Genomic DNA, 24,929 nt, shown 5'->3' with positions numbered 1-24,929 from the left:
TTAGTTTACATTTTTTTCTTCAACAACTTTTTCAACCTTCAAATTAATGTTGTTAGCATTACCTTTTAATGCTTCAATACTAGCTTTAACTTCTTCTTCAGTTCCTTCAAAAGTCTCATAACTTGTTGTTTCACTCCCATTTTTATTAGTAATAGTAGTTACCACTGCTTTAACGGTATTATCAGTGTTTATAGTCATTTCAACTTTAACTTCTTTAGTCATCTCATTTTTATTAACATCATCAGCGTAAGCAGTAACAACATCTGAAGACATTGCAATACTTGGTGCTATAACGAGTGCCACAACCGACATTAATTTTAATAAAATATTTAAAGATGGTCCAGAAGTATCTTTAAAAGGATCTCCAACAGTATCTCCTACAACAGCTGCTTTATGAACGTCTGTTCCTTTTTTACCTTGCTCTTCAATAGTTTTTTTAGCATTATCCCATGCACCACCAGCATTCGATTGGAAGATTGCCATAAGTACACCACAAGTTGTTACACCAGCAAGCAAACCTCCTAACATTTCTGCTCCACCTAAAAACCCAACAGCTACGGGAACAACAATAGCTAATAAACCTGGTAACACCATTTCTTTAATAGATGCTTTCGTAGAAATATCAATACATTTTCCATAATCTGCAACACCGTCAGCTTCATCAAATATTTTCCTATCTGCTTCGGATGCTTTGGTCATATCAGAATCATACTTACGCATAACTTCTAGTGCAGCTTTTAATTGTGGAATATCTCTAAATTGACGTCTTACCTCTTCAATCATTGCCATAGCAGCACGACCAACAGCATTCATAGATAAAGCAGAAAACACAAATGGCAACATACCACCTACGAGTAATCCCGCCATAATTTTAGGCTGAGACACATCAATTGCTATTACACCAGCAGTCTTCATAAAAGCAGCAAATAATGCTAAAGCTGTTAAGGCAGCAGAAGCGATAGCAAAACCTTTACCAACTGCAGCAGTTGTATTACCAACAGCATCTAATTTATCTGTACGTTCACGCACTTCTTTTGGTAATTCAGCCATTTCAGCAATACCACCTGCATTATCACAAATCGGTCCGTAAGCATCAACAGCTAATTGAATACCTGTGTTTGCTAACATGCCTACCGCTGCAATTGCAATACCATATAAACCTGCAAAATGATGTGAAACCATAATAGCTGCAGCAATTAAAAGAATAGGAATCATTGTTGACATCATACCAACACCTAAACCTGCAATAATATTTGTAGCAGCTCCTGTTTCAGATTGTTTAACAATAGACATTACAGGTTTTTTTCCAGTAGCTGTATAATATTCTGTTATTTTACCAACACCTAAACCAGCAACTAAACCAGCTATTGTTGCCCAAAATACACCCATTGCTCCGAAAGGTAAACCTTCAACAGTCTCAGGGATTAAAGCATTAATAATAAAATAAGACGCCACAACCATTAATCCAGCTGAACCAAATTCTCCAATATTTAATGCTGTTTGTGGATTTCCACCATCTTTTACTTTTACAAAAAAGGTTCCTAGTATAGACATTATTATACCTACAGCACCAAGTACTAAAGGTAAGTACACAGCTCCTAAGCCATCAAAATCTGGTGTTAAAATAAAAGCTCCTAATACCATAGTTCCTATAATAGAACCCACATACGATTCGAATAAATCGGCTCCCATACCAGCAACATCTCCAACATTATCTCCAACGTTATCTGCTATAGTTGCAGGGTTTAACGGATGATCTTCTGGAATACCAGCTTCAACTTTACCAACTAAATCAGCACCAACATCTGCTGCTTTGGTATAAATACCACCACCAACGCGTGCAAATAAAGCTATAGATGAAGCTCCTAATGAAAATCCTGAAAGTACATTTAGTACCATTGATAAATTTTCAGCCCCAGGCCACATCATTTGATATGCTATAAATAGACCACTTAATCCTAAAATACCTAAACCTACAACACCTAATCCCATTACAGCGCCACCAGCAAACGCTACTTCTAATGCACGTCCTAATGATGTTCTTGCAGCTTCCGTAGTTCTAACATTGGCTTTGGTAGCTACTTTCATACCTATAAACCCTGCTAAGGCAGAACAGATAGCTCCAACAACAAATGATACTGCTACCATACCGTTTGAGCCTACTTCATTTGTGCCTTTAAAAAAAAGTAAGATAGCTACTGCTACCACAAAAATTGCTAAAACCTTGTATTCGGCTTTCAAAAATGCCATGGCGCCATCGGCTATATTCTTAGCTATACGTGACATTTTCTCATTACCTACGTCTTGTTTTGAAACCCATCCGCTTTTTAGAAAAACGAAAATTAAAGCTACAACACCAAAAAGCGGTAAAATTTTTACTATTAATTCCATATTAGTTAGTTAGTTTAAGTTAATTGATTTTTTAACAAAGCTAAAAATAGGAAAATATAAGTGATAAAAAAAACCACCTTAAATTTAAGATGGTTCAATTATATTGAGATATATTAAGAATATGCTAATATATGTGTTTATTAGATAGTGAAAGTGCGTTTTTCTTTATGTTCGCTATCGTCGTATCTTTTTACACATTCATGGTAAATTTTAACAGCTTCTTCTGCATTTCCCCAACCTCCTGTATCTACTTTTTTCTCTTCTAAATCTTTATATACTTGAAAAAAGTGCTCAATTTCTTTTAATCTGTGTGGATTTAAATCACTTATGTCGTGATTATTGCTCCATATAGGATCTGAAACAGGAACACAAATAATTTTTTCATCTGGACCTTTTTCATCCGTCATATGAAAAACACCAATAGGCCTTACCTCCATAACAACCATTGGAAATGTTGGTTGATGACCTAACACTAAAACATCTAATGGATCTTTATCTAAAGCTAATGTTTCTGGAATAAATCCATAATCACCAGGATACATCATTGATGAAAACAACATACGATCAAAACGAATTTTATGTAATTTAAAATCGTACTCGTACTTATTTCTACTTCCTTTAGGGATCTCTATTAAAACATCAAACGTTAATATTTCTTTTTTACTCATGATTTTTATTTCTATTTAGGGCTACAAATGTACTGAACACCAAAGCAGCAAACAAGTCAAAACCTGTTGTTTTAAAGGATTTTTTAGGTGTTTAATCTAAATTCATCCCTTCTTAACGTTAAAACTATTCTCGCATTTTAAAAATTTGATTTTTTTGAATACTTTAAATTTCAAACTAAGCATGTCGGATTTATTAATAAGTCAACTGATTATCATAGACAAATACTAAATTTTACTCATAATATTATTATCTTGTTGCTCTAATTTGAAAATGACTAATTCAATAAAAATGCGACTACTATTATTACTTCTTATTACTACTTTTTCCTATTCTAATTTTCAAGCTCAAACTCAGCCTTGGCAAGGAAAATTTGAACCTATTGACAACATGATTGCACCACCAAGCACTTACAGAACTGCAAGTGGCGCACCAGGAAAAGCCTATTGGCAACAACGTGCCGATTATAAAATTAAAGCTATACTTAACGAGAACAACAACACTCTAACGGGCGAAGAAACCATTACTTATTTTAATAATTCACCTGATGACTTAAGTTATGTTTGGATGCAACTGGAACAAAATGTTAACAAAAAAGGCAATGAAGATTTTGGTGCTATAAATAATAGCATAAAAGACTCTATAACCACTAGGCAAATGCAATTTTTAACTAGAGCTATTAATTTTCCTGCTGGTTATTCTATTAAATATGTAAAAGATGCCACTGGTAATAATTTAAGAACTATGGTAAATAATACCATGATGAAGGTTAAATTAAATACCATTCTTAAATCTGGTGAGTCAACAACTTTAGCTATTTCGTGGTCTTATCCAATTACAGATAGAAGCATGTATTTACTATCTCGAGAAGGTTATGAATATTTTCCAGAAGATGACAATACAGTTTACTTAATTGCACATTGGTTTCCTAGAATGGCTGTTTATAATGATACCGAAGGTTGGCAAAACCAACAATTTCAAAAATTGGGGGAATTCGCATTAGAGTTTGGCAATTATGAAGTTGAAATTACTGTGCCAGAAGATCATATTATAGCGTCAACTGGAGAGCTTCAAAATAGTGAGTCAGTTTTAACTAAAACACAGCGTAAGCGTTTTGATGACGCTAAAAAATCTTTTGACAAACCCGTAATGATTATTACAAAAGAAGAAGCTTTAGCTAACGAAAAACAAAAATCTACAAAACAAAAAACATGGAAGTTTAATGCAACCAATGTTCGAGACTTCTCTTTTGCTTCATCAAGAAAATTTATGTGGGATGCTCAAGCGGTAAAACTACCAACCAATACAGTAATGGCTATGTCTTTTTACCCTAAAGAAGGCCTACCTGTATGGCAAGGAGAGTCTACAAAAGCAATAACTCAAGCCTTGGAAGTGTATTCTGAAGCTACTTTTGATTATCCATATCCAGTAGCTATTTCAGTCAATACGTCAAATATTGGTATGGAATTCCCAATGATTAGCTTTAATGGTGGACGCCCTGATAAAGATGGAGAAATTAGTGATCGTGCAAAACAAGGTATGATAGGAACCATTATTCATGAAGTTGGACACAATTGGTTTCCTATGATTGTGAGTTCAGACGAACGCAAATGGATGTGGATGGACGAAGGTCTAAATACTTTTTTACACCAACGCACTGTAGCAGAACGTTATCCAGATTTCAACCACACAACTCCAAAAAGTATTGTTCCGTTTATGAGTGGTGATAAAAACATTTTACGCCCAGTTATGACGACTTCAGATAATGAATTACTTCAACAGTTTGGAGCAAATTTTTACCAAAAACCAACTGTAGGCTTGCAAATGCTGCGAAACTCAATTATTGGAAAAGAATTGTTTGATGAAGCTTTTAAAGAATATGCTAACCGATGGAAATACAAGCACCCAAATCCATCAGATTTATTCAGAACTTTAGAAGACGCCACTGCTACAGATTTAGATTGGTTTTACCGAGGTTGGTTTTTTACTACCGATAATGTAGACATGGAACTTAGCAATGTAAAATGGTTTAAGGTTTTTGAAGAAAACACAAATATTGAAGATCAAAATAAATCATCACAAGTAAAAATTAAAGCAAATAGCAATAGCACTGAGGCTGAATCAAAAGATTTTTCAAATGGTCCTGAAGTAATAACTATGACTTCTACACCTGATGCCGCTTATGGTCAGTTTTTATCCCGTTTAGATGAACCCGAAGTTAGAAAACAACTTTCTAATAAAAACATTTATGAAATCACAATAAAAAATAAAGGTGGGCTTGTAATGCCTGTTACTATTGAATGGGTTTTTACTGATGGCTCTACAGAAATTGACACTTTACCTGTTGAAATTTGGCGTAGAAATGAGTATGAAATTCAACATACTTTTATAAAAGAGAAAGAGGTTAGCAAAGTAAATTTAGATCCAAATTTCGAATTTGCCGATACTAATATGGATAACAATACTTTTCCAAAAGAAGAAACCAAATCGGAATTTGACACTTTTAAAGATAATAAAAAGGAACATTAATTTATTGTAACCCGCTCGTATTTATATACTTTTATTCATAGCACAGACGTTGAAAACAAGATAATAAGGGATTAAATTAAAACTCAAATCAATTTGAAGTTTAAAAATGCATTATATCGAAAAAAGTAAATTAGTACTTTAAGTTGTAATATTTTTGCTTAAATTAATAAGTAATTAAAATGAAGACAAAAAACAAAAATATATTTAAAAAACTAATTGTACTGCTAGCGATTCTAGCATTTTCAATTAACATGAATGCTTTGTCAAACAATAAAAAAGGAAACAACGGAAACGGCAAAGGGCATTCAAGTCATGGAAACGGAAATGGTTACGGTCATACGAGCCATGGAAATGGAAATGGTTATGGGCACGTTCACAACAAAAATTGTGATCATGGGTCTGGTGATTCAATTCCGTTAGATGGTGGTCTTTCTATTTTATTAGTAGGAGCTGCTGCTTTTGGAATTAAGAAATTACGTGAATAATAATTAAATTATTATTTTAACAAAATTAAACTTACTAAGAGGCTTTTAAAAAAGCCTCTTTTTTTGCTAAAATTATAGTAGAATACTTTTAAAAATAAAACCCAAAAGAACCAGTAACACCAAACTTACGAGCATCAGGGTTTTTAACTTCATCTAAATAATTACCTCTAAAGTTAAAGTCTATTCTAAACACTTTAAAAATGTTTCCTACCCCAAAACTATACTCGTAATAAGGTTTATTATTTGGTGCAATAAGCGATATATTATTTGGGTTATTTGTAGTATTCAATGCAATATTCTCCTCTGAAATATCTCCCCAAACACCTCTTAAGCTTACAATCTCACGAAGATTAAACTTTCTTAAAAAAGGTATTCTAGAAAATAAACGTCCGTTAAAATTATGCTCTAAATGAAAAGAAGCATATGTATCAGATACAAATTCATAATAATCTAACTGAGAAAAAGTTTGATAAATTGAAAAATATGATTGGTTCCCTGGAATAACACTTAGTAAACCAAGTGGCACTTCACCAAAGGTTTTCCCTGTTTCAACAGTAGTATACAGCCTTCCAAAACCTCCCATTTGCCATGGTTGTGTGTATGAGAATTGAGCTTTTGTATAATTAAAATCACTATTAAATATACTTTTATCTCCACGACTTAGTTGTACAAACAAATGCGCAAAATCGTCATTAGCTGTTTGTCGTTCTACACCAAAACCTGTCATTTTTCGTTTTGGAAAATATGATACTGAAAGAGAACTTTCAAATTGTTTTATTTCAGATTCAACTCCATTTACTGTGTTATAATCTAAGCTAAATGTTGAAGAAGCCGATTCAAGAGTTCTGTAATTTCCGCCTAATCTAAAAATAACATTCCGCCAAGGTTCTGCTTCAACTGCTAAACTAGTTAAGTTAATAGATGTTAATTTATCATTCGCGCCTGTACCAACTACTGATGATGATGCTAAACTACGTCCTAAAACATCGGTACTTGTGGTTAAACTGGCACCTATTTGCTCGACATCACGCCTATTTCCTCCAGATATAATTAAACGATTTTTTTTGTCTAGCAACCATTTTCCTGAAATACCGTATTTAAATTTATCATCTTTAAAACCATAAGCTAAAAAGCCTTCAAGTCTCCAAAGATCGTTTCGTCCAAAATAAGTACGTCCTCCTGCACGCAAACGAAGTCCTTCGACTTCATTATAACCAAAAGTTGAAAAAATGGGACCGTAATCTAAAGGCAACTCATTAAACTCAATATATCCTGATGCTAAAATGCTTCCTAGGTTATAAAGCCTTTTAAACTTTTTAACCGTTTTTAAGGTATCTAGCATTTTGTAAACACCTTGTTCATCTTTATTTAAAGACTCTAATCGGTTTTCTTTCCAAAAAGCATCATCTCTATCGTACACATCTTTATCGTAATTATAAACTTCGGTTTCATAGAATTTTTTATCTTTTTCTAAATCGAATTTATAATTATCATATAATGTAGTTCGCTTCCCATAAACACCTCTTGACTTTTCTTTTTTGTTGAAGGCAAAATCGGACATCATATAATCTCTTTTTACAAGAAATAATGAGTCATTTAACACCTCAAACTCTTGCTCAATATAAATCTCTTTTACCCAGTTTATATTGGCACTTTTTGAAGCTTGAAGATTAATTTCTTTAATCGCATATGTAGTATCTGCAACCCAAAAATCACCTTTAAAAGTCAATTCGTTTTTTCGTCTTGGATAATAAATAACATTATAGCACCACTTATTATCTATAAAAGCACTATCTGACAATACATAATTATAGGTGTTTATGCCTGTTCTTGATAGTGGACTTACAAAGCTTTTATCAAAGAATTTTAAGTAATTATCGTAAACATTAAAATCTGAATACAAATCATCTACAAAATCAATAATAATTTGATTATCACTAAAACCAGAGTTTTTGTTTCCTTCTAAAACCTCTTTAGTTTTATTAATTAAATTATCACCATAAACCTTTGAAACTGCTTCATTAATAAACATAGGTAAATAGGTTTTACCCGTAACTCGCGAGGTGTCTACTTCATTAAAAACAAACTCCATACCTCTAAAAAGCTTACTTTTAATAAGTGCACTATCTATGGTATTGATATCGAATTCTACCTTTTCGTATTTATCGAATTCGTATTGTTTAAATTGTTTTAAACCATTACTACGTTTATTTGCCCAAATTTTTCTGAGTAAATCTATAGCTGGATTATTCTTTTTTGATTGTTTTCCTGATACAATAACAACTGCATCTAATTGAGCAGCTTCCTCTTTAAGCGTGAACTTTAAATTGTAGTTTACTTTTTTATCCAAAGGGATAGTTAAAGTTTCATAGCCTATAAACGATACAGTTAAAGTTTCCCAAGTTTCATCAGATTCTAAATAAAATCTTCCTTCTTCGTTAGTAATAGTTCCTTGTGTAGAACCTTTAAATATAACATTTGCAAAAGATACGGGTTCATTATATTCGTCAAACACATAACCACTAACTTTGGTTTGTGAGAAAGCGGAAATTATTCCGAGAAAAAAAAGGGCAATAAGTAGTCTTATATTCATATTACAAAAAAACTTCATCAACAAATGTGCTAATGAAGTTTATATAACGTAAAAAATTACGATTTATTTATACATTACTTTTTTAACAGCTTTAATAACATCTTCATAGTTTGGCAACCATTCTGCCAATAACACTGGTGAATATGGTGCTGGTGTATCAGCTGTATTTATTCTTTGAACTGGGGCATCTAAGTAATCAAAAGCTTCATTTTGAACCAAATATGTAATTTCGCTAGCTACATTTCCAAAAGGCCATGCTTCTTCTAAAACTACTAATCTATTTGTTTTCTTAACCGATTCTATAATAGCTTTTCTATCCATTGGACGAACAGTACGTAAATCGATTATTTCGCATGAGATGCCTTCTTTTTCAAGTTCATCAGCCGCTTTGTATGCTTCTTTAATTATTTTTCCGAAAGAAACGATAGTAACATCAGTTCCTTCACGTTTAATATCGGCAACACCTAAAGGTAAAATATATTCTCCTTCTGGCACTTCGCCTTTATCACCATACATTTGCTCACTTTCCATAAAAATAACTGGATCGTCATCGCGAATAGCTGCTTTTAATAAACCTTTTGCATCATATGGATTTGAAGGTACTACCACTTTTAAACCAGGTGTATTAGCAAACCAGTTTTCAAAAGCTTGTGAGTGTGTTGCTCCTAATTGTCCTGCAGAAGCTGTTGGTCCACGAAAAACAATTGGACATTTAAACTGCCCGCCAGACATTTGTCTAATCTTTGCAGCATTGTTTATTATTTGATCAATTCCAACTAACGAGAAGTTAAAGGTCATATACTCAACAATTGGCCTGTTTCCTGTCATTGTAGAACCTATCGCAATACCTGCAAAACCAAGCTCTGCAATTGGCGTATCAATAACACGTTTAGCACCAAACTCATCTAACATACCTTTTGAGGCTTTATAAGCACCATTGTATTCTGCTACTTCCTCACCCATTAAATAAATGCTTTCATCTCTGCGCATTTCTTCGCTCATCGCTTCGCAAATAGCTTCTCTAAATTGAATTGTCTTCATTAAAGTTCTTTTTAATTCGAATAGCAAAAATAACAATAAATGAGTTACCGTTTCAAAAGATTTTTTTAAAATTTATTATGCGTGCATAGTATTTTTCAAAATAAAATAATTAACTTCGTAGCCATATAAAAAATAAGACATTTTAATATATTAATTATGAAAATATTAGTGTGTATTAGTCACGTACCAGACACCACATCAAAAATCAATTTTACTGATGGTGACACAAAGTTTGATACCAATGGTGTACAGTTTGTTATCAACCCAAATGATGAATTTGGATTAACAAGAGCTATGTGGTTTAAAGAAAAACAAGGTGCAACTGTAAGTGTTGTGAATGTTGGTGGTGCAGAAACAGAACCTACATTAAGAAAAGCTTTAGCAATTGGTGCAGACGCAGCAATACGAGTAAATACTCCAGCAACTGATGCTTTTTCAGTAGCAAAACAATTAGCAAAAGTTGTAAAAGATGGTGGTTATGATTTGGTTATTGCCGGTCGTGAATCTATTGATTATAATGGTGGAATGGTTCCTGGTATGATTGCGGGTTTAACCGAAGCTAATTTTGTAAATAACTGTATAAATCTTGAAGTTGATGGGACTTCCGCGAAAGCGATAAGAGAAATTGATGGCGGAAAAGAAACTGTCTCTACATCGTTACCACTAGTTATTGGCGGACAAAAAGGATTGGTTGAAGAAAGTGATTTACGTATTCCAAACATGAGAGGTATTATGATGGCACGTCAAAAACCATTAACTGTTGTTGAACCAATTGATGTGAGTGCTGAAACAACTTCTGTTTCGTTTGAAAAACCGATTCCAAAAGGCGCGGTTACTTTAGTGTCTCCAGATAATTTAGATGAACTAGTAAGCTTGCTTCATAACGAAGCTAAAGTGATTTAAAAAATAAAGATATATGTCAGTTTTAGTATATACAGAATCAGAAAAAGGAAGCTTTAAAAAAACAGCTTTAGAAGTAGCATCTTACGCTAAAGCCATTGCCAACCAATTAGGAACAACCGTTACAGCTATTGCTATAAATGCAGATGATGTTTCTACTTTAGGAAACTATGGTGTTGATAAAGTTTTAAGTGTAAAAAATGCACAGTTAGATAAATTTAATGCTAACGCTTATGCTGCTGCAATTAAGCAAGCCGCAGAAAGTGAAAGTTCAAAAGTAGTTGTTGTTAGCTCAAGTGCTGATAGCAAATATTTAGCACCGCTTTTAGCTGTAGGTTTAAATGCTGGTTATGCTTCAAATGTTGTTGAAGCTCCTTCTAACACTAGTCCATTTACAGTAAAACGCTCAGCATTTACAAACAAAGCTTTTGAAATAGCTCAAATAAATACCGATGTAAAAATTGTTGGTGTTTCTAATAATTCATTTGGATTGGTTGAAAATAGTGGTAGCGCTTCTGCCGAAGACTTTTCACCTTCAATTCCTGAATTAGGCGTTACTGTTGAGTCAGTAGATAAAGCAACAGATAAAGTAACTATTGCAGATGCAGAAATTGTAGTTTCAGCAGGTCGTGGTTTAAAAGGCCCAGAAAATTGGGGAATGATTGAAGAATTAGCAGATGTTTTAGGTGCTGCAACAGCATGCTCTAAACCTGTATCAGATTTAGGATGGAGACCACACAGTGAACATGTTGGGCAAACAGGTAAACCTGTAGCTTCAAACCTTTATATTGCTATTGGTATTTCTGGTGCTATTCAACATTTAGCAGGTATCAACGCATCAAAAGTAAAAGTGGTAATTAATACTGATCCTGAAGCACCTTTCTTTAAAGCTGCAGATTATGGAGTAGTTGGTGACGCTTTTCAAGTTGTACCAGAGCTTATTGAAAAATTAAAAGCGTTTAAAGCGCAACAATAAATTATTTTTTATAAATTGTATTAACAAAAAGGCTGTTAAAATTGGTATTTTTGTTCCCTATCTGTTAAAAGCAGTTTGGTAAAGTCCCAATTTAAACAGTTCTTTGCGTTTTTATAAATTATGAGTTTAGTAAGATTAAATATAAAAGGAATATCCTACAGCCAAACCCAAAATGGGGCATACGCCTTAATTTTGAATGAGGTAGATGGAGACCGTAAACTTCCCATAGTCATTGGTGCTTTTGAAGCTCAATCTATCGCAATAGCCTTAGAAAAAGAGATTAGCCCGCCAAGACCCTTAACCCACGATTTATTTAAAAATTTTGCTGATAGATTTGAAATTGTTGTAAAACAAGTGATCATTCACAAACTAGTTGATGGTGTTTTCTATTCAAGTTTAATATGCGAACGCGATAAAATTGAAGAGATTATTGATGCCAGAACTAGTGATGCTATTGCATTAGCACTTCGTTTTCAAGCGCCAATTTTCACATATAAAAACATTCTTGATAAAGCAGGAATTTACCTAAAAGTGAATCCTAAAAAAGAGGATGAAGATGAAGAAAATCAAGATAGCATTTTAATGGACGAGCTAGTTGCTAACGAGCTTGAACCAAACGAACCTCGCGAAAATTTTAAATCAAAAACACTTGAAGAGCTTCATAGTTTATTAGACGAAGCAGTTGCTAACGAAGATTATGAAAAGGCAGCACATATTCGTGACGAAATCTCCAAAAGAGAATAACACCCATTTTAAATTATGAGAAAGAAGTATTTGTTTTTTGTTACCCTATTTTTACTTTTTACTTCAATAATTACATCGCAAAACTCAGATACTATTCAAAGTACTTCTATTGTTGAAACTGAAGCAATAGATTCAATTAGCGATAATATTTCTGAAGTTAAAATTGAAGAAACATCTAAATCCAATATTACTAACACACCAGCAAATGCTATTATACCTAGTCAAGGATTTTCAATAAACAGTTTATGGAGAGGTGTTTTAGGAATGGTTACTTTAGTTTTCGTTGCCTTCCTTTTTAGTAGTAATAGAAAAGCCATTAATTGGAAAATTGTAGGTATTGGTTTAGCCTTTCAATTACTTATTGCCATAGGTGTATTAAAAGTTGAATTCATTAAAAATATTTTTGAATTTGTTGGAGGTCTATTTGTTGAAGTACTAGAATTTACGAGAGCTGGTAGTAAATTTTTATTCGAAGGTTTAGTTGTAGATATGGATACTTTCGGTTTCATATTTGCATTTCAAGTATTGCCAACTATTATATTCTTTTCGGCATTAACATCTGTATTATTTTATTTAGGCATTATTCAAAAAGTAGTTAAAGCAATGGCTTGGTTGTTATCCAAAGCCTTAAAAATTTCTGGAGCAGAGAGTTTAAGTGTTGCAGGAAATATTTTTTTGGGACAAACTGAAGCACCTCTTTTAATAAAAGCTTATTTAGAAAAGATGAATAAGTCTGAAATGCTTTTAGTTATGATTGGCGGTATGGCAACTGTTGCAGGTGCCGTATTAGCAGCATACATAGGTTTTCTTGGTGGTGATGATCCTGTTTTAAGACTTTTTTATGCAAAACACTTATTAGCAGCCTCAGTAATGGCAGCTCCCGGCGCTATTGTTATTTCTAAAATATTATATCCTCAAACCGAAGATGTAAATACAGATGTAACTGTTTCTCAAGAAAAAATTGGTTCAAACTTTTTAGACGCTATTGCTAATGGTACAACCGAAGGCTTAAAACTAGCGGTTAATGTTGGTGCAATGCTATTGGTTTTTGTTGCCTTTATAGCTATGTTTAATGGAATTTTAGGTTGGGTTGGAGATATTACTACTATAAATAATTGGATTGCAAACAACACATCATACGATAAATTTTCAATAGAACTTATACTAGGATATGTTTTTGCTCCACTTATGTGGTTAATTGGTGTTGCTAGTGAAGATATCGCATTAATGGGGCAACTTTTAGGAATTAAATTAGCTGCTAGTGAATTTATTGGATACATTCAATTAAGAGATTTAAAAAATGTAACTAACGCTGTTCACCTTAACTATGAAAAGTCAATAATTATGGCGACTTATATGCTTTGTGGTTTTGCTAATTTTGCTTCTATTGGTATTCAAATTGGAGGTATTGGTTCTTTGGCTCCTGGGCAACGTAAAACGTTATCTAAATTCGGAATGAAAGCTTTAATTGGAGGCACTATTGCCTCATTAATTTCTGCAACTATTGCAGGAATGATTATTGGCTAACAAATTCCTTCGAAGGGTAGAAATCTCTCTTATAAAATTTAAGTTAATAACTTTATTATAATATATTTAAGCATCAAGACTCGTTTTTGATGCTTTTTTTTATTTTTAACCGCTGATAAATTTATGTCATGCTAACCACAATTGAAGCATCTATTATTAAAGATTCCATTTCGATTGTAAAATCAAGTTTAATTTAATGAGATTCCCATTTTCGTGGGAAAAATTATGAAGCAATACCACGATTTAGTAAAACACGTTTTAGAAAACGGTAACGAAAAAGGAGATAGAACAGGAACAGGCACTAAAAGTGTTTTTGGATACCAAATGAGATTTGATTTAAGTGAAGGTTTCCCTATGGTAACTACAAAAAAACTACATTTAAAATCTATTGTTTATGAGTTGCTTTGGTTTTTAAAAGGCGACACAAATACTAACTATTTAACTGAAAATGGTGTACGGATTTGGAATGAATGGGCAGATGAAAATGGTGATTTGGGTCCTGTTTATGGTCATCAATGGAGAAACTGGAATGATGATGAAATTGATCAAATTAAAGAAGTTATACATTCTCTAAAAAATAATCCAAACAGCCGTAGAATGTTAGTTTCTGCTTGGAATCCTTCTGTATTACCAGACACTTCAAAATCGTTTAGTGAAAATGTAGCCAATGGCAAAGCAGCATTACCTCCTTGTCATGCCTTTTTTCAATTTTATGTGGCTGACGGAAAATTATCCTGCCAATTATATCAAAGAAGTGCCGATATATTTTTAGGTGTACCATTTAATATTGGTTCGTATGCTCTATTTACTATGATGATGGCACAAGTTTGTGGCTACGAAGCAGGAGAGTTTATACACACTTTTGGTGATGCTCATATTTATAGCAATCATTACGAGCAATTAGAGCTTCAACTTTCAAGAGATTTAAGACCTCTTCCAAAAATGATACTAAACCCTGAAGTAAAAGATATTTTTGACTTTACTTTTGATGATTTTACTTTAGTAGATTATAATCCACACCCACATATAAAAGGTGTTGTGGCAGTATAAAACAGAAAAAGCACTTTCCTTAAAGTGCTTTTTTTATATTATTTTTAATTATTTAGTAACTAAAGATTTATAATACTATTTTCCGCACCAGCAAAATCATTCCAAGCATAAGCATCAGCGGCATCATCATTAACATAAACACCATCAACAATATATTTAAACTCATAAGAACTTCCAGTTTCTAAATCAATAGTTCCTTTAAAAGTTCCATTTTTTAATTTTTTAAGAGGCAATTTTTTTTCATTCCATTCATTAAAGCTTCCTACAACTGATACTTTTTTTGCATCTTCAGTTGGTAAAGAAAAAGTTACTTTACATACTGGTTTACTTTTTAAATATTGCTTTTTAATAGACATAATTTTAATTTTAAAGTGTTGTTTTACAGCGCAAATTTATAAAACAATTATTACGCAAAGTGATTTATAAACCTTACTTACAAAGAATTATCAATTTAATAATATGAATTCACATAAATTTAATGTAACAAAAAAAATCAATGCAAAAATTATGTTATTATCAATGAAAAAAAATGTTTTTAACTGATTTTCAGGAGTTTTTAAATGAATACATTTTCACCAATCTCTTGTTTTTTGCTATTTATTAAATCATTAAAACATCTATAAAAAAGCCTTAACTTTACGCCTATTATTTTAATTTTATGTTTGGAAAAAAGAAACCAACTCCGCAAATAGATAAAGATCAATTAGAGCTAATTGAAAATGCTCAAAAACGCATCAAACAAAAAAAACGTTTATATGTACATTTTGTAGTTTTTTTAATTGGAGCCATCTTTTTAATTGTTGCTAATACCGTTCTTGGTATTGGCGAAAATGTAACATTTTTTGGGAAAGAATGGTTTTTATATGCCATACTTTTATGGTTATTCTTTTTTCTTTATCATTTATTTAATGTGTTTATCACTCATAAATTTATGGGTAAAGCTTGGGAAAAACAACAATTAGAAAAATTAGTTTCTAAACAAAAACAACGCATAGAAGAACTTAAATCTAGTTTTGTAAAAGAAGAAAAAATAATCGCTAAAAGTGAGGTCTATAACGAATCTAAAAATGAGACTAAAAAGTCTAAACTTACTATTATTGTTGCTGCTGCTGAGAATAATGCTATTGGAAAAGGCAACCAGCTTATTTGGCACTTAAGTGATGACTTAAAACGCTTTAAAAACCTAACAAACGAACATCATATTATTATGGGACGCAAAACTTTTGAAAGCTTCCCAAAACCATTACCTAATAGAACGCATGTTGTAATTACAAGACAAGCAAATTACAAAGTACCAGACGGTGTTATTGTAGTTAATAGTTTAGAAGATGCTATTGATGCTTCAAAAAATGATTCACAGCCTTTTATAATTGGTGGTGGCGAAATTTACAAACAAGCATTAACTATTGTAGATAAAATTGAATTAACACGTGTTCATGAAAGTTTTGAAGCTGATACATTTTTCCCATCTATCGATACATCAATTTGGAAAGAAACTGCAAATACATTTCATGCAAAAGACGATAATCATGCCTTTGAATTTTCGTTTATAACGTATCAAAAAAAATGAAGAAAGTAATTTTTATTTGTTTTATTTTTCTTCTAGGATGTCATGCTTCTAAAATAAATGAAAATTTAGAATCAAAAGTTTTAAAAAAAAGCTTCTTCTCTAAAGAATTAAATAAATCGGTTAATTATGAAATATATTTTCCTGCTAATTACAATAACCAAAAAAAAAATCATATAATATATTTGCTTCATGGTCATGGAGGAAGCGAAGACGATTGGTTTAGCAAAAAAGAAGGTAACACAAAAATTCTACTAGATAGCCTTATCCAGATTAAAGCCATAAAACCTTTAATAGCTGTAACTCTTAATGCAGAAAACTCGTGGTATGTAGACAGCAAAACAAATATGGAATCTGCTTATATAAAAGAATTCATCCCTTTTATAGAAACAAATTACAATATTAAAACTAATCAGGAAACTAGACTAATTGCAGGCAATTCAGCAGGTGGCTACGGTGCTTTAGGTTATAGTTTAAAATATCCATATTTATTTAAAGCAGCGATTTTATTAAGTCCCGCAGCCTATTATCCATCACCTCCAGAAACTTCTTCTTCTCTAAAAATAGATGTTTTCAAAACAGATGGTATATTTAACGATTCCGTTTGGCAATCCTACTCATATAAAAAACTAATAGATTCCAATAAAGAAATCACTAATTATCCTACATTTTATATATCTACTGGTGATGATGATTCATATAATATTTTTACAGTCATTGCAGATTTAAGAGCTTTTTTTATTGAACAGAATATAAAAAATGAAGTTTTAGTAATTAATGGTGGTCATGATTGGGATGTTTGGCATAAATGCTTTACAAACGATTTGATAAGAGTTTTTAATGATTAATTTTGTCTCATGATAAAAGAAGTTCAGTTACGTATAACACTTAAAGATGAAAAGCGTAGTGATATTTTAGTTTTAAAATCAGCCTTAAAATTAGATATTGATAGAGAAGATATTACAGGTGTAAAAATTCTACGAAAATCTATTGATGCAAGAAAGCCTAAAATAATACTTAACTACAAAGTAGCCGTTTATATTAGAGAGGCTCTTCCAAAAAATTCTGAATATCAGTTTAATTATAAAGATGTTTCCAAAGCGAAATCTATTCATATTATTGGATTTGGTCCAGCAGGCATGTATGCTGCATTACGCTGTATAGAACTTGGTTTTAAACCCATTGTTTTAGAACGTGGTAAAAATGTGCAAGACCGCAGACGAGATTTAAAAGCCATTAATCAAGATCATTTTGTAAACGAAGATTCCAACTATTGCTTTGGAGAAGGTGGTGCAGGAACTTATAGTGATGGTAAACTTTATACACGAAGTTTAAAACGTGGTGATGTTCGTCGTATTTTTGAAAACCTTGTGTTTCATGGTGCTACAGATCAAATTTTAATTGATGCACATCCACATATTGGGACAAATAAACTTCCTAAAGTGGTACAAAATATTCGTGAAACCATTTTGAATTATGGTGGTGAAATTCATTTTGAAACACGAGTTACAGATTTCATTATAAAAAACAATAAAATTCAAGCCATTCAACTTAATAATGGTGAAGAAATAACTGTTGAAAAAGTAATTTTGGCAACAGGACATTCAGCCAGAGATATTTTTTATCTACTTCACAAAAAACAAATTGCTTTAGAAGCTAAGTCGTTTGCTATGGGGGTTCGAGTTGAACACCCACAACATATTATTGATTCTATTCAATATCATTGTTCAGGAGAACGCGATGCCCTTTTACCTGCGGCATCTTACGGTTTAGTGCAACAAGTTAATGAACGTGGTGTATATTCATTTTGTATGTGCCCAGGAGGTTTTATTGTTCCTGCTGCTACTGCAAATGGAGAGATCGTTGTAAATGGTATGTCTCCATCTAAACGAAATAATCTATATGCAAATTCGGGAATTGTTGTTGAAATTGATGTTAATAAAGATTTACCAAAATACGAACAATTTGGTGCTTTAAAAGGCTTAGAATACCAAAAAAACTTAGAAAAATTAGCGTTTACATCTGGCGGCAGAAGTCAAGTTGCGCCAGCACAACGTTTAACAGATTTTGTTGATGGTAAGTTATCAATAGATTTGAATCCAACCTCTTATCAACCCGGATTAAATTCAGCGCCATTGCATTCACTTTTACCAAAACTAATAGGAAGTAGATTGCGAAAAGGATTTCAAGCATTCGGACAAAAAATGAAAGGTTATTATACCGAAGAAGCTAATATTGTGGGCGTAGAATCTAGAACCTCATCTCCTGTTTCAATTCCAAGAACTGAAACTTTAGAACATCCCCAAATCTCAAATTTATATCCTTGTGGGGAAGGTGGCGGTTATGCTGGTGGTATTGTATCTGCTGCCATGGATGGTGAACGCTGTGCAGAAGCTGCTAGTGCAATTTTTTAATAACACTAATAATTATTGAAAATTATGACAGAAAAAGATAAAATGTTAGCAGGAGAAATGTACAATCCATCAGATCCTGAATTAGCAAAAGAAAGGCATACTGTTAGATTATTATTTCATAAATTCAATAATTTAAGTGAAGAACATTTAGAAGAACGTCAAAACATATTATATAAAATATTCAAAAATGCAGACGAAAATTTAATCGTAGAACCTCCCTTTCATTGTGATTATGGCACCAATATCAAAGCGGGTAAAAACCTGTTTATGAATTTCAACTGCTGTATTTTAGATGTCGCTCAAGTGACTATTGGCGATAATTGTATGTTTGCTCCACATGTACAAATTTATACAGCTACACACCCTTTAGAATTTAAATTAAGAAATAGTGGCAAAGAATATGCAAAACCTGTCACTATTGGAAATAATGTATGGATTGGTGGTAATGCCACTATATGCCCTGGAGTAACTTTAGGAAACAATGTTGTTGTTGGTTCTGGAGCTGTGGTTACTAAAAGCTTTCCAGACAACGTAATGATTGCTGGTAATCCGGCAAAAATTATTAAAACTATAAATAACGATTAAGCGCTTAATATTTTAATTCCTAATATTATTCCTATTTTTGCACCACAAAAAACGAATCAAAATGAATGCATATATATTTCCAGGTCAAGGTGCCCAATTCTCTGGAATGGGTTTAGATCTTTATGAAAACTCATCTTTAGCACAAGAACTTTTTGAACAAGCAAATGAAATTTTAGGATTTCAAATTACTGATATTATGTTTGAGGGATCTGCTGAAGCTCTTAAGGAAACTAAAGTAACACAACCTGCTATTTTTTTACACTCGGTAATATTAGCTAAAACTTTAGGTGATAGTTTTAAACCAGATATGGTTGCAGGGCATTCGCTTGGCGAATTTTCAGCATTAGTGGCAAATGGCACTCTTAACTTTGAAGATGGATTAAAATTAGTATCTCAACGTGCTTTAGCTATGCAAAAAGCTTGTGAATTGCAACCAAGTACAATGGCGGCAGTTTTAGGTTTAGATGATGATATTGTTGAAAAAATATGTGCAACAACCGATGGTATTGTTGTCGCTGCTAATTATAACTGTCCTGGGCAATTAGTTATTTCTGGTGAGGTAGAAGCCGTAAACAAAGCGTGTGAAACTTTAAAACAAGAAGGAGCTCGTCGCGCCTTAATATTGCCGGTTGGTGGCGCTTTTCATTCGCCATTAATGGAACCTGCAAGAGAAGAATTAGCTGCAGCTATTAAAAACACTACTTTTAGTAAACCAAACTGTCCTATTTACCAAAATGTAACCGCCAATGCTGTAATTGATGAAGCTCAAATAAAAGCAAATTTAATTTCTCAATTAACCGCACCTGTGCGTTGGACACAATCTGTACAACAAATGATTGCAGATGGTGCAACTCTATTTACTGAAGTTGGCCCTGGTAAAGTATTACAAGGTTTAGTAAAGAAAATTAACAGAGAATCTGAAACAACTTCAGCAACTTTAGAGACTAATAGCTAAATGAAATTATCTAAACGCTCAATATTTATTACACTAGTTACTATTTTAACTATTGCGGTTGACCAAATTTCAAAAATAATTGTTAGAGCAAACATTATTGGACAAACTGAAACTAGAGCAAGTGAACGTATTTCTTTAATTGGTGATGCCTTTATCATGTTGAATGTCGAAAATGAAGGCGCTTTTTTAGGAATGGGTAGTGATTTGAATCCCACTTTAAGGATTATATTATTACTTATTTTACCAATATTTGTTCTCGGCTTTGTACTTCGTTATATTTTAAAAGATAAAAACTTAGACAATTGGTCCCTTTTTGCTTTTGCTAGTATTATTGGTGGCGGTATTGCTAATGTTTTTGATAGAATAGTTCGTGGTTCTGTAACCGACTTTTTTTTCGTAGACTTAGGAGGTGTTTTTAAAACAGGTATTTTCAACATGGCCGATTTATCGGTTACTACTGGTATGATTATATTAGTTTTTGTGAGTTTTAGGAAGAAGAAAATTATTGAATAAAAAAAAGGTTGCTAATTTATTAGCAACCTTTTTTTTATTCATGTTTGTTGAATCTAACTTATTTTTTAGCTCTAACTTTTTGCTCCCACTTCCATGCAGAACTCATAGCATCATCTAATGTTAATTCGGTTTTCCAACCTAGTTCATTGTTAGCTTTATTAGTATCTGCATATGCAGAAATAACATCTCCTTCTCTTTTTGCTACAATTTTATAGTTCAATTTTTTACCAGAAACCTTCTCAAAAGATTTAACAACTTCTAAAACAGAACTTCCTTTTCCTGTGCCTAAATTAAAGGTTTCGTAATTTTCTTTATTCTTATTTTCAAGCAAGCGCTCTAAAGCTATAACATGCGCTTTTGCGACATCTACTACATGAATATAATCTCTAACACAAGTACCGTCAGAAGTTGGATAATCATCTCCAAAAACAGATAATTGTTCACGCAAACCAATTGCTGTTTGCGTAATAAATGGCACTAAATTTTGTGGAACTCCCATTGGTAATTCACCAATATTAACAGATTCATGCGCACCAATTGGATTAAAATAGCGTAAGGCAATAGCTTTAATATTAGGCATAACTTTACAAGTGTCTTTTATTATTTCTTCACCAATTTGTTTCGTATTTCCGTAAGGCGATTCAGCTTGCTTTACTGGTGCATTTTCAGTTATTGGTAATTCATCTGCTTGACCATATACCGTACATGATGAACTAAATATAAAACTAGCTTCAGGTAATTTTTTCAATTCTTTTAAAACATAAACCAAAGTATTAATATTATTCTCATAGTACAATAAAGGCTCTTTTACACTTTCGCCAACTGCTTTACTAGCTGCAAAATGAATAACACCTTTTACATCTTTATGTTTTGCAAAAAAGGCTTCAACTCCAGATTTTTCTTTTAAATCTAGCTTTTCAAAAATTGGTGTTTTACCTGTAATAGCAGTAATACCTTCTAAAACATTAATTGAAGAATTTGATAAATCGTCAATAAGAACAACTTGGTAGCCTTCATTTTGTAATTCTACAACGGTATGTGAACCGATAAATCCTAATCCTCCCGTAACTAATATTTTATCCATTTATAAATTTTATAATTGTTGAAGTAATAAACTCTATTTGTTCATCATTTAATTCTGTGTGCATTGGCAATGAAATAACTTCTTTAACCAAGAGATTTGTCACTGTAAAATCAGCTTCATTATATCTTTCATCTAAATACGCTTTTTGCCTGTGAAGCGGAATTGGATAATACACACCACAAGGTATACCTTTTTCACTTAAATGTTTTACCAAAGCATCTCTATCTACACCTTTAAGTTTTAAAGTATATTGATGAAAAACATGACAATCACAAGTATCGCATATTCCTTCACAACCATTTACAGTTTTAGGTGTAATTATACTTTCAATAGTTTTAAAAGCATCATTATACTTTCTTGCAGCATTTTTTCTTGCTTTATTATAAGTATCTAAAAGCGGTAATTTTGCATCTAATACCGCTGCTTGAATACTATCTAATCGTGAATTCACTCCTACAACATCATGATGATAACGCTCGTACATGCCATGGTTTACAATACCTCTAATGGTATGTGCTAAATCATCGTCATTTGTAAAAATTGCTCCTCCATCACCATAACATCCTAAGTTTTTAGAAGGAAAAAATGATGTTGCTCCAACATTACCTATAGTTCCTGCTTTAACTTTTTCGCCATTTTGATATGTATAAGTTGCGCCAATAGCTTGAGCATTATCTTCAATTACATATAAATTATGTGCTTTAGCAATCTCCATTATAGCTTCCATATTAGCACATTGCCCAAATAAATGAACTGGAACAATTGCTTTTGTTTTTGGAGTAATGGCCTTTTTTACAGCCTCAATGTTTATATTAGAATCGTCTTCATTTACATCAACCAAAACGGGTGTTAATTGGAGCAACGCAATCACTTCAACTGTTGCTGCAAAAGTAAAATCTGCAGTAATAACTTCATCACCTGGTTTTAGACCTAAACCCATCATAGCAATTTGCAAAGCATCAGTGCCATTTGCACAAGGAATAACATGTTTAACACCTAAATATGATTCTAAGTTTTTTTGAAATTCATGAACCTTTGGTCCATTTATAAATGATGTAGTTTCGATAACTTCCTGAATTGAAGCATTTACCTCATCTTTTATATCGTTATACTGACCTTTAAGGTCAACCATTTGTATTTTTTTCATAAGCATCAAAATTACGAAATTCGTTTACGTTAACCAATGAAATTATTTTAAAGAAATGTATTTTAGCATAAAAAAAATTGAGCCTAATTTATAACATCGGAATACATTTAACCCATTTTGCTCTAAAATGTGGTTCCATTTTTAACGAAAAAATTAAAAATGGTGTTGCCGGCAGAAAAAGAACTTTTAAAACTCTTCAAAAAAGCATAACTGAAGGCGATAAGACACTATGGTTTCATTGTGCTTCTTTAGGTGAATACGAACAAGGTTTACCCGCTTTTAAAGAGCTTAGAAAACATTATAGCAACCATAAAATTATATTAAGTTTTTTTTCGCCATCGGGTTATGAAATTCGAAAAAACTCACCTATTGCAGATGTGGTTGTTTATTTGCCTTTAGATACCAAAAGCAATGCAAAGCAATTTTTAAATATTTTAAACCCAGAACTTACTGTATTTGTTAAATATGATATTTGGCCCAATTTTTTAAATGAATTAAAACGTAGAAACTTAAAAGCTATTTTAATTTCTGCAGTATTTAGAAAAAATCAATCTTATTTTAAATTTTATGGAAAAGAACTTAGACAAGCATTATTTGCGTTTGAACATATTTTTACACAAAACGAAAGTTCAAAAAAACTACTTCAATCTATAAATTACAATCATGTAACCGTTTCTGGGGACACCAGGTTCGACCGTGTTTCTAGTCAATTAAAATTAGATAATACTTTAGATTATATTGAAAAATTTAAAGATGGAAAACTTTGTGTTGTTGCAGGAAGCACTTGGCCTGAAGGCGAAACGTTATTAATTAATTTCATAAACTCTGAAGCATCAACTGAAGTTAAATTTATTATTGCACCACATAATATTAAACCTTCTCAAATAAAAAACATTAAGGATAATATTAATGATGAAGTTATATTGTTTTCAGAAAAAGATCAAAAAAAAGTATTAAACGCAAAAGTATTTATAATTGATACTATAGGAATTCTTTCAAAAATTTATAATTACTCAGATATCGCATACATTGGTGGAGCTATTGGAAACACTGGTTTACATAACACTTTAGAGGCTGCCGTTTTTGGAGTTCCAATAATTATAGGCAACAACCATCAAAAATTTCCCGAAGCTAAAGCCATGATAGATAATGGCGGCATGTTTTCAGTTTCAAATCAAATAGAATTTGATATTATTTTAAAAGAATTAATTGAGAATAAAGAAAAAAGATCTAACTCTGGAAATAAAAACAGTGATTTTATTAAAAAAAACAAAGGCGCTGTCATCCAAATACTTAATCACCTTCGTATATAGTGTATTTATATTAAGAATTATTTAGCAAACTATTAATTTTTAATAAAAAGTCATAAAATTGACTTTTACTATAAATAATTAACACTAAAACAAAAACCGATGAAAAAATTATTATTAAGTACCGTTTTATTATTAGCTTTAAGTTTAAGTTTCACATCTTGTAGAGACACTAAAAAAGGAGACTCTATTGAAGAAACTCTTGAAAACGCTGCTGATGATGTACAAGATGCTGTTGACGATGCCGTTGATGCTACAGAAGATGCTATGGATGATGCAGGTGATGCTATTGACGATGCTGTTGATGCAACAGGAGAAGCTGTAGATAGTGCTGTTGATGCAGCTGGAGAAACTATGGACAAAGCTGCTGATGCTGTTAAAAAAGCTGGTGAAACTGCAGAAAATAAAATAAATGAAGTAAAAGCAGAACACTAATTTAATTAGACTGTTTC

General features: G+C 32.1%; 22 protein-coding genes. 15 read left to right on the top strand and 7 right to left on the bottom strand.

Annotation, left to right across the window (positions count from 1 at the left end):
* Both BT151_RS05925 and BT151_RS05920 read right to left on the bottom strand, forming a co-directional pair.
* Positions 1 to 2,391: a sodium-translocating pyrophosphatase gene (locus tag BT151_RS05925; protein WP_072400812.1), complete on the bottom strand. Its 2,391-nt coding sequence runs from the start codon at positions 2,389 to 2,391 to the stop codon at positions 1 to 3.
* 140 nt (positions 2,392 to 2,531) lie between these two features.
* A complete protein-coding gene (locus BT151_RS05920; protein ID WP_072400811.1) occupies positions 2,532 to 3,059 on the bottom strand; it encodes an inorganic diphosphatase in 528 nt (175 codons plus the stop codon).
* Between the two features lie 289 nt (positions 3,060 to 3,348).
* Here BT151_RS05920 and BT151_RS05915 point away from each other — a divergent pair, with 289 nt between their 5' ends.
* Together BT151_RS05915 and BT151_RS05910 are read left to right on the top strand one after the other, a co-directional pair.
* A complete protein-coding gene (locus BT151_RS05915) occupies positions 3,349 to 5,586 on the top strand; it encodes a M1 family metallopeptidase (protein WP_072401013.1) in 2,238 nt (745 codons plus the stop codon).
* A 179-nt stretch (positions 5,587 to 5,765) separates the two neighbouring features.
* A complete protein-coding gene (locus BT151_RS05910) occupies positions 5,766 to 6,071 on the top strand; it encodes a PID-CTERM protein-sorting domain-containing protein (RefSeq protein ID WP_072400810.1) in 306 nt (101 codons plus the stop codon).
* Between the two features lie 88 nt (positions 6,072 to 6,159).
* Here BT151_RS05910 and BT151_RS05905 read toward each other — a convergent pair whose 3' ends face one another.
* A complete protein-coding gene (locus tag BT151_RS05905; protein ID WP_072400809.1) occupies positions 6,160 to 8,664 on the bottom strand; it encodes a DUF5686 and carboxypeptidase-like regulatory domain-containing protein in 2,505 nt (834 codons plus the stop codon).
* A 63-nt stretch (positions 8,665 to 8,727) separates the two neighbouring features.
* A complete protein-coding gene (locus BT151_RS05900; RefSeq protein WP_072400808.1) occupies positions 8,728 to 9,705 on the bottom strand; it encodes a pyruvate dehydrogenase complex E1 component subunit beta in 978 nt (325 codons plus the stop codon).
* A 156-nt stretch (positions 9,706 to 9,861) separates the two neighbouring features.
* Between BT151_RS05900 and BT151_RS05895 the strand changes: the two genes are divergently transcribed.
* From BT151_RS05895 to BT151_RS05875, 5 genes are all read left to right on the top strand, one after another.
* The gene (locus BT151_RS05895) at positions 9,862 to 10,608 is read left to right on the top strand and encodes an electron transfer flavoprotein subunit beta/FixA family protein (protein ID WP_072400807.1); all 747 of its coding nucleotides are present in this window, start codon (positions 9,862 to 9,864) and stop codon (positions 10,606 to 10,608) included.
* A 13-nt stretch (positions 10,609 to 10,621) separates the two neighbouring features.
* A complete protein-coding gene (locus BT151_RS05890) occupies positions 10,622 to 11,581 on the top strand; it encodes an electron transfer flavoprotein subunit alpha/FixB family protein (RefSeq protein ID WP_072400806.1) in 960 nt (319 codons plus the stop codon).
* Positions 11,582 to 11,701: 120 nt separating this feature from the next.
* Positions 11,702 to 12,325, top strand: a complete 624-nt coding sequence (locus tag BT151_RS05885) for a bifunctional nuclease family protein (protein WP_072400805.1) — start codon at positions 11,702 to 11,704, stop codon at positions 12,323 to 12,325.
* Between the two features lie 15 nt (positions 12,326 to 12,340).
* Positions 12,341 to 13,852 carry a NupC/NupG family nucleoside CNT transporter gene (locus BT151_RS05880; protein WP_084647870.1) on the top strand — a complete coding sequence of 504 codons (1,512 nt, stop codon included), beginning with the start codon at positions 12,341 to 12,343 and terminating at the stop codon, positions 13,850 to 13,852.
* Positions 13,853 to 14,077: 225 nt separating this feature from the next.
* Positions 14,078 to 14,902 (top strand): thymidylate synthase, encoded by an 825-nt coding sequence (locus tag BT151_RS05875; protein ID WP_072400804.1) that lies wholly within the window; start codon positions 14,078 to 14,080, stop codon positions 14,900 to 14,902.
* 59 nt (positions 14,903 to 14,961) lie between these two features.
* Here the strand turns inward: BT151_RS05875 and BT151_RS05870 are convergent, their stop codons facing one another.
* Complete coding sequence (locus tag BT151_RS05870; RefSeq protein ID WP_072400803.1) at positions 14,962 to 15,258, bottom strand: isoamylase early set domain-containing protein; 297 nt, start codon at positions 15,256 to 15,258, stop codon at positions 14,962 to 14,964.
* A gap of 302 nt (positions 15,259 to 15,560) precedes the next feature.
* On the opposite strand from BT151_RS05870, the gene BT151_RS05865 reads away from it, so the two are divergent.
* The 6 genes from BT151_RS05865 to lspA all read left to right on the top strand — a co-directional run bounded on the left by BT151_RS05865 (position 15,561) and on the right by lspA (position 20,936).
* A complete protein-coding gene (locus BT151_RS05865) occupies positions 15,561 to 16,472 on the top strand; it encodes a dihydrofolate reductase (protein WP_072400802.1) in 912 nt (303 codons plus the stop codon).
* Entirely contained in the window at positions 16,469 to 17,317 is an 849-nt protein-coding gene (locus BT151_RS05860) for an alpha/beta hydrolase (RefSeq protein ID WP_072400801.1), read from the top strand. The genes BT151_RS05865 and BT151_RS05860 overlap by 4 nt, the downstream gene beginning before the upstream one ends.
* Positions 17,318 to 17,326: 9 nt before the next feature.
* Entirely contained in the window at positions 17,327 to 18,883 is a 1,557-nt protein-coding gene (locus BT151_RS05855) for an NAD(P)/FAD-dependent oxidoreductase (protein WP_072400800.1), read from the top strand.
* Between the two features lie 24 nt (positions 18,884 to 18,907).
* Entirely contained in the window at positions 18,908 to 19,468 is a 561-nt protein-coding gene (locus BT151_RS05850) for a sugar O-acetyltransferase (RefSeq protein WP_072400799.1), read from the top strand.
* A gap of 61 nt (positions 19,469 to 19,529) precedes the next feature.
* Positions 19,530 to 20,423 (top strand): ACP S-malonyltransferase, encoded by an 894-nt coding sequence (gene fabD / locus BT151_RS05845; protein ID WP_072400798.1) that lies wholly within the window; start codon positions 19,530 to 19,532, stop codon positions 20,421 to 20,423.
* Complete coding sequence (gene lspA / locus BT151_RS05840; RefSeq protein ID WP_072400797.1) at positions 20,424 to 20,936, top strand: signal peptidase II; 513 nt, start codon at positions 20,424 to 20,426, stop codon at positions 20,934 to 20,936. It abuts the gene before it with no gap.
* Between the two features lie 58 nt (positions 20,937 to 20,994).
* Here the strand turns inward: lspA and galE are convergent, their stop codons facing one another.
* A complete protein-coding gene (gene galE, locus BT151_RS05835) occupies positions 20,995 to 22,020 on the bottom strand; it encodes a UDP-glucose 4-epimerase GalE (protein WP_072400796.1) in 1,026 nt (341 codons plus the stop codon).
* The gene (locus BT151_RS05830; protein ID WP_072400795.1) at positions 22,013 to 23,167 is read right to left on the bottom strand and encodes a DegT/DnrJ/EryC1/StrS family aminotransferase; all 1,155 of its coding nucleotides are present in this window, start codon (positions 23,165 to 23,167) and stop codon (positions 22,013 to 22,015) included. The genes galE and BT151_RS05830 overlap by 8 nt, the downstream gene beginning before the upstream one ends.
* Before the next feature lie 77 nt (positions 23,168 to 23,244).
* On the opposite strand from BT151_RS05830, the gene BT151_RS05825 reads away from it, so the two are divergent.
* Positions 23,245 to 24,480, top strand: a complete 1,236-nt coding sequence (locus tag BT151_RS05825) for a 3-deoxy-D-manno-octulosonic acid transferase (protein ID WP_072400794.1) — start codon at positions 23,245 to 23,247, stop codon at positions 24,478 to 24,480.
* A gap of 99 nt (positions 24,481 to 24,579) precedes the next feature.
* Entirely contained in the window at positions 24,580 to 24,912 is a 333-nt protein-coding gene (locus tag BT151_RS05820) for a hypothetical protein (RefSeq protein ID WP_072400793.1), read from the top strand.
* The last annotated feature ends 17 nt before the right edge of the window (positions 24,913 to 24,929 follow it).

The organism is Flaviramulus basaltis (assembly GCF_900114265.1).
In the GTDB taxonomy this organism is placed as follows: Bacteria; Bacteroidota; Bacteroidia; order Flavobacteriales; family Flavobacteriaceae; genus Flaviramulus; species Flaviramulus basaltis.
Note: the sequence above shows the minus strand (reverse complement) of the source record. Positions and strands in the feature narration are given on the sequence as shown.